Raw genomic sequence first — 10,815 nt, 5'->3', positions numbered from 1 at the left:
GCCAGCCCTCGCGAAGACGCACATATTGCGAGATGAAGTAGCGGTTGACCGCGTCTTCATAGGTGCGCGGCTGCGGCCCTTTCAGCGCGGTGACAACCTGCGTCTCGCCCGAGGTCTTATCGACCCGAATGACGTAGGGCTCGACGGTCTTGAGCGGTGCGAGCATGGCCACAGCCGCGACCGAGGCTACGGAAAGTGCGCAGGCTCCTGCCGCAACACCCCATGCGAGCTTCTTGGACTGGATCGCCGCACGCATACGGTCGTATTCCCACGTCCTCGACGTCTCGAAGTATTTCTCTTTATCTTCGGACTTCACCGCGCCCATGGCGTCGATCCCTTCAGCAGGAGGAGTAGGTCAGCGCGACGCCCCGCTGGGACGTCCGGGGCGCTGAACGTGGGACATTCATCGCGCCAGGTCCGATCGGGGCAGCAGGCGCTGCGCCGGGCGCAGGAGCCGGCGATGGTGAGGGAGTGGGAGGGGGTGCGTCATCACGCATCAGCACCGGGTCCGGAGCTGGCGAAGGCGCCGGTGCAGGCGCGGCGCCGCTTGGTGGCGCGACCATCGACTGCCCTGCTCCCTGTTGAGACGCCGGGAGCGGCACGGGAAGGCTCGGCAGGATGGTGCCGTAGAGGTTCGCAGGCCGACGGTGTTTCCCGTCACACACGGAGACAGGTTTGATGTGGGTCCCGGTGCAGCCGCTCAGCGCAACCACCCCAAACGCCACAATGGTCAGCTTTTTCATACGGTCTCCGTTCGTATCTTTGCCGCGTGGGCGGTGTTCGTGATCCATGGTCCAAGAGCGGGCAGCGATGCGGGCTAGGTCGAGCGAGAGGCCGAACCGCCCGTGCCGCCTCCAGCGGCCGGACGGTTCGCTTGCGTGGCGCGCCGGAACATGAGTCGGTTGGTCAACATGTTCGCGCCGGTCATCAGGAAGCCATGGCCACCAGATGACGCGCCACCTGCGATGCCAGCCGCGATCGCCGGAGACTGAAAAAAGAAGATTGTACCGACGATGTAGATCGCCGCGCAGGCGACCGTGGCAACGAGCATCACGGACGCCTTCAGAACGATATAGCCGTTCTGGGTCATCAGAAACGACGAGCCATCATCGGGAACCGATCCCATGATACCGTCCATCGCGGCCTCCTGAAGCCCCGTGATGAACTTCGTCATGATCGCCATGACGACCATCAGCAGGATAAAGTTGACGGTCTGCTTCAGCCACCCGTCGAACAGCCAGCGGGAGGAGTTGAACAGCAGACACGCAAGCGCGAGTGGGGCGAGCGCGACGCAGATCGCGACTGACAGCTTGGCAAAGATGACGATGCAGAAACCTATCGACGCTGATAGGAACGCGAATATGTAAAGGATGCCAATACACAGGTAGGTAATCAGCGTAGCGCTAAGCTGGATCACCGGCGTGCGGAAGTCAGTGAAACCCTTCTGTTCTTGTGACTGAACCTGTAGGTTCGCATTGACCAGCTTTCCTGCCAGCTTGCCCGTATCGGAGACATAGGTGTCGAAGGTCGTCCCCGGGTTGGTGACGGGCGTGCCGGATCCAGCCGCGATAATTTCGCTCGGCAGGTTGGTGACCACGTTCACCACGAACGCTGAATAGCCGATCGAGCTTGCGGCAGCGAGCGCGAAGCCAACCTTGCCGGCTTGGAAGACTAACTCGCGCAGCGGCGCTTGAATCGCGCCTCGCAGCACGGCGAAGCCGAGCAGAAGAAAGTAGATGATCGCTGCCAGCGCCAAGGGCGCCGCGACAAAACTTACGAGCCCCGACCCGAAGCTCGCGACCGAGGTCGCGATGGCGCTCTCCACATACGTATACATGGTCGTGAAGAGTGTCATGATGTTGGGTGCAGCAGCAGGCATTACGGCAGGTTCCGATCTTCAGCGATCAAGGCGTAAGAAGGGTTGCTACTTCCGAATCGTGTTCGCTTTGAAGATGTCGGCTTCTTCGTTACCGGCTTTGATCTGCGCTACCGAGATAGTCGCATCTCCAGTGGTTGCGCACAGCCTTGCCTTCTCGTCGGCGGGAAGGTGACTATACTCTCCCGTTTCACACTTCACCCGCCACTCCGCGAGAAGCGGTGGGCTTGCGATGAGTTCCTTCGCGGTCGGCACCACGACATTCTGCTGGCACCCACAGACAAGCAGCAAAGCCGAGAGGGAAGTTATCTTGCGCATGATTACTTCCTGATTGTGTTAGCGCTGAAGAATGCCGCTTCTTCGCGACCAGCCGCGACTTGTGCCGCACTGATCTGCATGTTTGCCTGACCGGACTGCGCCATCTGGATCGCTTGCATCTTCAGCGTGTCGTTCTGAAGCTGAGCCTGCTCGACCGCGATGCGGGCTTGCAGGTCCATCACGTCCTTGGGATCCTTGGCGGTATCGAGCTGCGACCGAAGCTGGTCGAGACCCTGCATCCGGGTCTGGGAGAGACTGAGCGTATTCTCGCCCAACGCTGCCATCGCCGCGGACGAGCCGGTCGCGTCCTTAAGCGCCTGGTTGTACGCCACATCCGCGTCGGAACCCGTGGACAGCGCGTAACGAGACTGGATGCTCGATGCGAGCGTACCTAGCGAGCCGATCTTCGACAGGTCGCCGCTCAGCAGCGTCGACGCATCGATCGTCGTGTTCGGCAAAATGTTGCGCACCTGCGGGCTTAACAACTGCGGCGCGATACTGTTGACGTTCGTCAGCTTCTGAAGAGAGCTGAGCTGGCTCGATGCCGTCTGGATCTGCTGCTCGCCCTGCTGGATCATCTTCATCGTGTTTTGGACCTGGGCGAGCGCTTGCACGTAGGTCGAGGTGTCGAACACAGGGATCCCCTGTGCAGCGGCCGGCGACGCGAACGCAGCGAGCGCGACCGGCGCGGCTGCAAACATGATGAGGCGCTTCAGCGACATGTCAGCTTCTCCTTTGGTTGGCGTAGAAGTGCGGCAGCCACGCCGCAGGATCGGTGCCCGCCAGGGCAATGGCCTCCTCCATGGCGACGAGGGTTTCCTCGCGACCAGAAAGCACTTTCAACTCGTTGGGCATCCCACACAGATCGAGCTTCGCTACGATCGAGGTGTGCCCTTGCTTGACCAGAAAGGTGCGGCTCTCCGGCGTCAGATCCTCACGGATCAGCCGGTACTCGGCCTCTGTCAGGCCGAGCCCTTCGCAGTAATCTGACCGCTTCGCGTCCGAGTTGGGCAGGAGGATTTTGGTCGCCGTCTGCTCGATGATCGAGTGAGCGATCGGCGAGCGCAGCGCGTCGGCCGGCGACTGCGTGCCGAACACCATGAAGGCGTTGCGCTTCCGGAAGGTCTTGAGGCCGTCCTGCGCAAAAGCGCGAAACGCATCGTCCTCCAACGCCTTCCAGAACTCGTCAACATCGACCACGACACGCTGGCCGTTCAGCAGCTCGTCGACCCTGTGAAAGAGGTAGAGCATCGTCGGCGTGCGGATCTCCGGGTTCTCGAGGAAGTCCGTCATGTCGAAGCCGACGAACTGCGCCGCCATCGACACCTTGTCCTCCGGTCCGTCGAACGCCCAGCCGAGCGGCCCACCCAGGCACCAGCGCTCGAGCCGCGCGCCGATACCCTCGGCATCGGCGTAGCCCAGCATCTCGCGCAGCGCGCTGAAGGAACGCGACGGCGCGGGAAGGCGCATCACAGCGTCGATCCCCTCGTCGATCAGCCGCTCTTCCGCGACGCTCAGCGGCCGGTTCTCCCGGCGCACCAGCACCCGGATGAACTGCCTGAGGAACGCGATGTTGTGCGGGCTGGCGGTCAACCCCTTCAGCGGTGCGAAGCCGGTCGGCTCGCCGTTACGCAGCGCCAGATACGTGCCGCCACAGGCGCGGACGAAAATCTCGGCACCGCGATCCTTGTCGAAGAACACCTGCTTGGCGCCGGTCTTTTCGAGCTGCGCCTGCAGGAAGTTTTGCAGGACCGTCTTGCCGCCGCCCGTCGGGCCGATGATGAGCGTGTGGCCTATGTCGGCCCGGTGAAAATTGAACCAGAAGGACGAGCCGGCGCGCGTCTTGAGCAGCGTCACCGCGTCGCCCCAGTGGTTGCCGGACTTGCGACCGGCCGGGAAGGTGTAGAACGGGCTCAGCGCCGCAAAATTGCGGCTGTTGATGACTGCGGGGCGCGCCCGCATCTTGAAGTTGCCGGGGAGCTGCGCCCAGAAGGCCGCTTCCAACGCCACGTCCTCGCGCGCCATCACCATCCCTGTGTCGGCCGCGGCGGATCGCGCGATCGACAGGCGCTCCAGCAACCGCTTGGGATCCTCGTCGATCACCGAGATCGACAGATGATGCTCGCCCATGGCGAAGCGGTTCGCCATCAGATCGTCGACACCGTCGAGCAGCTCCTCGGCCTGGCTGACGCCGGCGTCGTCCGACGACACCATCTGCTTATACTTTTTCGTGAACCGCTCGCTCGCGACCGACTTCACCAGCGGCGCGAAGCTCTGGGTCAGCACGAAGGGGAAATCGAGCGTCAGCAGGCTGTTGAACTGCCCGCTCCGCGTGCTGGCGACATATTCGCGCACCCCGAACATGCCTAGATAATGCGACTTGTGCGGCAAGCGGATCTCGGCCGCTTCGCGCCCGAACACAACCCGCGACGAATAGAGCGCCTGACCAAGCCGCCCATTGAGCAGCGGGATACGGATGCGATCGCCGGTCAGGATGAAGTGCAGCACTTCCATCGGCTGCGAGAACAGGATGCCGTTGTGCTCGTAGAGCGCCAGTGGCTCCGGCGCGACGTCGGCGAGCAGCGATTCAAAATCCCGGCACTTGTCCGCCATGAGCGTGAGCGCGCGATCGTCGATCTCCGTGCTGGCCTGCTTCTTCGAGAAAAACCGCCCGAGTTGATCGCCCGCCATGCTCGACGGACGCACGAGGATCGTGACGTAGAACTCGTTGTGGTAGAGAACCTTCTCCTTCAGGGTCTCCGCGTACTTATCCTGCAGCGCCTTCGCGAAAGCAGAATGAAAGTCGCCTCCCAGCACCGGGTCGGTCGCTGTCCGCACGAGATGCGTCCACATCGCGACGCGATCGTCACCGATAGAGCGCCAGGCGATGTTGAGCTTGCTATGCCATGTATTGAGATCGGAGATGTCGCTGGTCTCGAACGGCCGCCCATCAACGCGGTACATGCGCATGAGCGAGCCGTCTTCGAGAGCAACCAAGGTGTCGTCGACGTGGCGCGTATAGGGGATGAACTTGATGTCATCCGCCTCGCGAAGCGCTATTTTCTTCTGCTTCAGCTTGGAATCAGTCATTGCCGAAATGCTTCCGCTTCACGCCTTTGGCGAGGCGGACGGGAGAGTAGCTCCCGCCTCCCCAGAACTTGCGGTTCTTGGATAGAAAGCCTGTCTGAAACCACAGGCCCCACAGTCGGAACGCATTGAAGTCGTAGTGACAGATCATGCGCGCCGGAAAGTAGAGCGCCCCGAACAAGGCCAGGGGGTAGAAGGGATTATGGAAGATCCCCCAGAACACCATGCAGACCATGATGATCGGCAGAATTGCCTCAAGCGGCAATCCCATGAACACCGATGGCCTCGTCAGAGCGAGGAACACCTTATCCTCGGCGAGCTTGTCTTCCATGTTACGCCGATCCGCCCATCCAACCGACGATCGTCGCTGCCGAGAAGATGATGCCGATGCCGATCAGGACGGTGACGGCCTTGCCCCAGTCCATACGGCCGGTCAGCTTGGCGTAGCCGACCGCCATCACGGCGATGACACCCACGACCGAGGCGACCGTGGTCATCCAAGTCTTGATCGTACCGAGGCCGGTTTCGATTGCGGTGCCACCGTCAGCGAGGGCCGGCTGCGCGATCGAGATGAGGGCAAGCGCGCCGGCAAAACCGACGACCTGCCGGGCTCGGGCGTCGGACATCATCCGGCCCATTTGGCGTGTGAACTTCATACGGGTCTCCATGGCTTGAGGTTACCTCTCCAGATCGTGGGTGATTTGAATCGGTTCGATTTGCCGAACGGGCGTTGGCTCACGGACCGACACATCCAAGCCGCGCATCAGCGCGCCCGAGATCAATTCGCGGCTCTCCAGACTCGCGGACATCATCCGGTCCGCGTCGCCTGAGAAAGCCACACCAATGTGCTGTTCCATCGCCGCCTGTGTTTCGACCGCATTGGCAAGGCGTGGATCGGCCGCGATCCGCTCGGCGCTGCCGCGCAGGAACAGCTCGGCCAATTCCTCATTCTCGGTTCGCGTTGCAGTAGCTTCGTGCTGCCGCTCCTCACGGACGATTTGTGGTTCGGGTTCCGGTTTACGTTTCGGCGCTACCGTGGATGCCGCGGCCCGTTCGTCCTCGCGCTCGGACTGCACGAACGATGCGACCGTCTCTTTCGCGACGTCGTGACGATTGAGCCCGGAGCGGACGAGGTAGATCGCATCAGCAACCTCGCCATCCCACTCGCCCTCGCGCGCCATTCGGCGCAGATCGTCGGTCTCGTAGCCCGCCTTGGAAAACGAGCGGACCAGAGTGGGGCTTTCCAGCGCCTGCTCAAGCGCGCCGTCCAACGCCTCCTTGTTCACCTCCAGGCGCTCGTACCGAAACTCGCGTTCCATCGGCTCGAGGTCCGGCGTCATACCCTCCGAGAGCGCCTTACGATCCTGGGTGTACACGCTCAGTCTCAGCAGGAGCCGCTTGTCGTCGTCCGAGAGCTCTGCGCCGTTCTGCGCCGGCGAAGCCGCGCCAACGGGGTCCCGAGCTGCATCGGCCGTCCGCGCGGGGATCGTCGCATCGATCGCCGCTGTCGCCACAACCGGCGCGGCCGGTTCGATCGCCCGGGCAGGCTTTGCCGCCGCCTCGCGTTCACGCTGGACCGCCTGTGCGTGCCCGCGCCGGTCCTGCTCCATCCGAGCCTGCTCAGTGAAGTCGGGCTCGTAGCCTCGAACCGTCAGTCCCTCGCGTGACCCCGCAGCCCATACGGTCTGCCGAAACTCGGTAGAGCCATCGACGTCGATCCCCTCCCAGCCATTATGTTTCGCCAATTTGACCAGCGCAGCGACGGTCTCGGGATCCTCGTTACGCGCAATGATCCGGTCGCCGTTTCCGGAAACCTCGATCGACGGGTTCTCGCGATCACCGGGCAGGATCATGCCAATGCGGCGCTCGCTCGCGTCGCTCGCCGGGATGATGCGAACCTCATACCGCTCAGCCAGGTCGGGTGGGATGGTGAAGCCAGCCTCACCGGCGTCCAGCTCCACGTCCCGCGTGGGCCGCGCAACGCTGTTATCGACGCTCATTTGAAAACCTCGACAGCATCCGAGGCAATTTGCCCGACCACCCAGCTATCGCCGCCACTCACGGGTTTGGGCGCGGTCGTGGCGGCGACCGCCACAGCGGGCGCGCCAGGAATAGTCGGAGGCGCCTGGATCGTACCCATGCCGCTCGCGGCCAACCAGACGCGACCGACGTATCCGTTGCGGAATCCCCGCGTCAGCGTGCCGGTGTTGTAGAGCGAGTATGTCGCGGAGATCGCGTCGAGACCGGTATAATGCCGGCTGGCGAGGCCATAGCCTTCCTGCAGCAACGACGAGGCAAGGCGGAGGTTTGTACAGGGATCGAACGCCTGTTCGACCGTCACGCCGAGCCGCACGAAGTTGGCCGAGTTGATCTGGGCCAACCCAACGTCGACCGTATAGCCCTGCGCCATATAGCGGCGCACCAGCGCGGCGCCTTCGGCAATCGAACCGGCACGCACGCGCGGGCCATGATTGACGTTGATCGACAGATCGTCGCCGCCACTCTCGGTCACGACCAGCGGCACGACGGCCTCGGTCGCGACCTCGGACGCGCATTGCTGCGCCAGCACCGCGATGGCGGCGACAGCGTGGATCATTGCTGCGTCACCGTCTGGTAGCGCGTATCGAGGGAATAGCGCGACGTGGTGCCGTCGGTCTGCGTCACGGTCATGGTGTAGCCATGCTTCGCCGACTTCGTTTTGATGCCGACCCCGCTGCAGGAGGGAAACCCGCCGCCCATGGCGAGCGCGTTCCAGAGCTTCGTGATCGGAGGCACGCACTCCGCGTACTTGGTCGGCGACCCCGGGGTGGCGAGACAAAGCACCACTTGGCACCCCCAATCCGATGCAAAGGCCGGTTGAGGGGCCGCGATCGTGATGATGCCGGCAGCACAAAGCGCGATCGCGCCGGTTCCGCCCCCGAGCCTGTTCAGAAACCGTCCGATCATGAACCACCTCCCTGAGAAGCGCGCCATTCAGCGCTCGCGAACACGTCCCATTGTGGCGGGGCTTTCGCTGCGGTCTGAAGGACCGAGGCAGGCGCGGCGTGCGCTACGGTCCCGATCGGCGCCGAAGCCGGCACATCCGCGCTGGCGACGTTGACGATCCAGTCTTCGTCTTCCTCGATCGGCCGTGTTCGATCGATGACCTGTCCCGGCCGCGCAAACGCGACATGCCAGTGGTTGGAATGGCCGCGATCGCCAGGCCCCAGCAGCTCGATCAGGCGGATGCCGCTTTGCCCCATCAGCGCGCGGATCTGATCGCGGGTGATCGAATTGACCCCGCCCGCAGGCACGAAGTCAACGGCCTGGCCGAACTTGTGCCAGCTATACCGCGCGCCGTAACTCGCGTTCATCGGCCGGATCGTGTCGGTGATCCGCGCGCCAAAGGCGCGCCGGACCATGGCAGCGACATTCGAGACCGTCGGAACGCCGCTTGCCGGCGCATCCATCGGCCTGTCGTCGATATGGGCGAGCGCGCAAGGGTCGAACACCGATGCAGGCGTGACGCCGTAGGTCGCAAAGTCGCGTCCGCTGATCGCAAGCGGCCCCGCCTCGAAGTCCGCACCCAAGGTGACGAGATCGCGAACCGTCGCCTCGGCGTCGGCTTCGGCGACCGGCTGGCGGCTGAGCGTCGCGCCGGCATGTACCGTGATTGCATATGCCGCAGGCGCTGGCCCCACACCGCCTCCGAGCCCTGCTGCGCAGAGCTGGATCGCCTTCGCCGTGAGAGCCACTGGCAGCATGACCGCCTTCCGTCAGCCTAGTACAATTTTGATCCTATTCCATAATTGACGACGCTGGCAACCGGCAATTGTCAGGGCGGCGACGGCGTAGCTGGCGATGACGACTGAAGAATCGCCTCCACCCCGCCTTCTCACCCGGTTGCCGATTCGCATGACCTGACATAGAAAATCCCCTTTTTAGGGGGTGGCGACGTCAGGCGTTGCCGTGGTCTCAGGGCAAGGCGCTTTGCGTAAAGGGCAAAAGATTGAGAAAAAGCGTCGCTTTCCTCGCGCAGACACCGGGTTCGGCGACGATTGAGAGCCAACAGTCGTGCCTCCACCCTGACGACATCGAGGTGCTCGCCGGCCGGAAGACGTTTAGCCAGCTCAGCGAGCTGCTGGAGCGCAAGGGCATCGGCCTCGAAGCGGGCGATCGCGTCAAAGTCCATGATCTTTCCTGCCTGGCGATAGCGACCCCCATGCTCGTGCGGGCGATAACCAAGCTGCTTCGCAGTGGCGTCAGCTTCGAGATCTGTACGCCCCGGATTCATATCGAACCCGGTGCCGACGATAAGCTCCATGCGATGCTCGATGCGCTCGACAGCCACTACCGGCACCTTCACGGCATCAAGACGCATCCCGCCGAGATGTCGCCCCCGGGACGCAAGCGGCTGCTTGGGCCGGACAAATTACCAGAGATACGTGAGAGGCTCAGCGCGCCCGGTGCAACCGCAACCGACGTTGCTCAGGAGCTAGGCGTCGCCCGCTCCACGCTCTTCAATTACCTCGAGCGATACGACCTCGACCGCCGAGCTGGTCGGGACAAGAAGGGCGTGAACCGGCATCCCGAAAACAGCGGCGATAAGGGTCATGTCGCGGAAAGTGAGCGGGACGAGCCTGCCAGCTAAGATGCGATCTACCCGGCTTGATGGCAGCGCGCTTCGCTCCGCAAGGTCCTCCTCGGATAGTCCTCTTTCACCGAGCAATGCTCGAACACGGTCGCCGAACCGCGATCGCAAGGCAGAGCTATCTGGCACCAGGATGCTTTCCGCGCCCCGTGCAGCGCTAGATCCGGTTTGAGGGCGGCTCGACATCCTAGTCACGCCGCTAACGAAGAACGGACGAGCGACATGTCGAGGGGACCAGGTTCGTCCCAACTTCCCTCCGGCCTGATCGCCACCATCGGATCGATCCCGAACCGGATTTCGAGCGGGTCGGCGGTCAGGTCCGCGACGATCTCGACATATTCCACGTCCGAAAACCAGAACGGCGCGCGATCGGGAATGACATCGAAGCCCAGCCGCTGCCAAAACCCGATCAGATCCGATCGTGAATGCCCATAGATCCGGCGAAAGCCCTTGCGTGCGCAGTGAGCTAGCGCCGCTTCGACCAGAGGACGCGACAGGCTCCGGCTGCGATATTCACGGCGAATGGCAAGGCGCTCGAGCTTCGCGAAATCGCCGAAATAGCGAATACGGATGCACGCAGCCGGATCGTCGCCGACATGGGCCAAAAGCTGCGTCGCACAGAAATCGTTGCCGTCGAACTCCTCCTCATAAGGGCACGCCTGTTCAGCCTGGAAGGTGGCGGAGCGAACCGAAAAGACCTTGGTCATGTCCTCGATCGACCGCGCTACGCTGACCTGAACATGCCCCCGACGTGCTCGTTCAATGTTCCGGGCGATATCGATCGGCACGGCATTGTCAGGGCACGCCGCGACAAGGTGGGCCGGGGCGCCGGGGAACATCTCCTGGGCCGGACGGAAACCGACAGCGCGTTGGATGCTCGCCGAGGCGTCCGTCGCTCCGTAAG

General features: G+C 63.1%; 13 protein-coding genes. 1 reads left to right on the top strand and 12 read right to left on the bottom strand.

Going from position 1 to position 10,815, the window contains the following annotated elements; all coding sequences use genetic code 11:
- The 11 genes from L8H00_RS18210 to L8H00_RS18160 form a co-directional block, all read right to left on the bottom strand.
- Positions 1-325 (bottom strand): type IV secretion system protein (locus tag L8H00_RS18210; RefSeq protein WP_242098724.1); only part of this gene is annotated, 325 nt, incomplete at its 3' end.
- 492 nt (positions 326-817) lie between these two features.
- Positions 818-1,855, bottom strand: a complete 1,038-nt coding sequence (locus tag L8H00_RS18205) for a type IV secretion system protein (protein WP_242098723.1) — start codon at positions 1,853-1,855, stop codon at positions 818-820.
- A 69-nt stretch (positions 1,856-1,924) separates the two neighbouring features.
- Entirely contained in the window at positions 1,925-2,194 is a 270-nt protein-coding gene (locus L8H00_RS18200; protein ID WP_242098722.1) for a hypothetical protein, read from the bottom strand.
- 2 nt (positions 2,195-2,196) lie between these two features.
- The gene (locus L8H00_RS18195; RefSeq protein WP_242098721.1) at positions 2,197-2,916 is read right to left on the bottom strand and encodes a type IV secretion system protein; all 720 of its coding nucleotides are present in this window, start codon (positions 2,914-2,916) and stop codon (positions 2,197-2,199) included.
- Between the two features lies 1 nt (position 2,917).
- Positions 2,918-5,284 (bottom strand): VirB4 family type IV secretion/conjugal transfer ATPase, encoded by a 2,367-nt coding sequence (locus tag L8H00_RS18190; RefSeq protein ID WP_242098720.1) that lies wholly within the window; start codon positions 5,282-5,284, stop codon positions 2,918-2,920.
- Positions 5,277-5,612 (bottom strand): VirB3 family type IV secretion system protein, encoded by a 336-nt coding sequence (locus tag L8H00_RS18185; protein WP_242098719.1) that lies wholly within the window; start codon positions 5,610-5,612, stop codon positions 5,277-5,279. Before L8H00_RS18185 ends, L8H00_RS18190 begins: the two co-directional genes overlap by 8 nt.
- A gap of 1 nt (position 5,613) precedes the next feature.
- The gene (locus tag L8H00_RS18180) at positions 5,614-5,910 is read right to left on the bottom strand and encodes a TrbC/VirB2 family protein (protein WP_242098718.1); all 297 of its coding nucleotides are present in this window, start codon (positions 5,908-5,910) and stop codon (positions 5,614-5,616) included.
- A gap of 48 nt (positions 5,911-5,958) precedes the next feature.
- Positions 5,959-7,281 (bottom strand): LPD7 domain-containing protein, encoded by a 1,323-nt coding sequence (locus L8H00_RS18175; RefSeq protein WP_242098717.1) that lies wholly within the window; start codon positions 7,279-7,281, stop codon positions 5,959-5,961.
- Complete coding sequence (locus L8H00_RS18170) at positions 7,278-7,877, bottom strand: lytic transglycosylase domain-containing protein (protein ID WP_242098716.1); 600 nt, start codon at positions 7,875-7,877, stop codon at positions 7,278-7,280. Before L8H00_RS18170 ends, L8H00_RS18175 begins: the two co-directional genes overlap by 4 nt.
- Complete coding sequence (locus tag L8H00_RS18165; protein WP_242098715.1) at positions 7,874-8,227, bottom strand: hypothetical protein; 354 nt, start codon at positions 8,225-8,227, stop codon at positions 7,874-7,876. Before L8H00_RS18165 ends, L8H00_RS18170 begins: the two co-directional genes overlap by 4 nt.
- Positions 8,224-9,024: a muramidase gene (locus L8H00_RS18160; protein ID WP_242098714.1), complete on the bottom strand. Its 801-nt coding sequence runs from the start codon at positions 9,022-9,024 to the stop codon at positions 8,224-8,226. The genes L8H00_RS18165 and L8H00_RS18160 overlap by 4 nt, the downstream gene beginning before the upstream one ends.
- Before the next feature lie 245 nt (positions 9,025-9,269).
- Between L8H00_RS18160 and L8H00_RS18155 the strand changes: the two genes are divergently transcribed.
- Complete coding sequence (locus L8H00_RS18155) at positions 9,270-9,911, top strand: helix-turn-helix domain-containing protein (protein ID WP_242098713.1); 642 nt, start codon at positions 9,270-9,272, stop codon at positions 9,909-9,911.
- A 191-nt stretch (positions 9,912-10,102) separates the two neighbouring features.
- Here L8H00_RS18155 and L8H00_RS18150 read toward each other — a convergent pair.
- A partial coding sequence (locus tag L8H00_RS18150) for a GNAT family N-acetyltransferase (protein ID WP_242098712.1) occupies positions 10,103-10,815 on the bottom strand: 713 nt, incomplete at its 5' end.

The organism is Sphingomonas sp. CROZ-RG-20F-R02-07 (assembly GCF_022662335.1).
GTDB lineage: Bacteria > Pseudomonadota > Alphaproteobacteria > Sphingomonadales > Sphingomonadaceae > Sphingomonas.
This window is presented reverse-complemented; position numbering and strand designations above follow the sequence as displayed.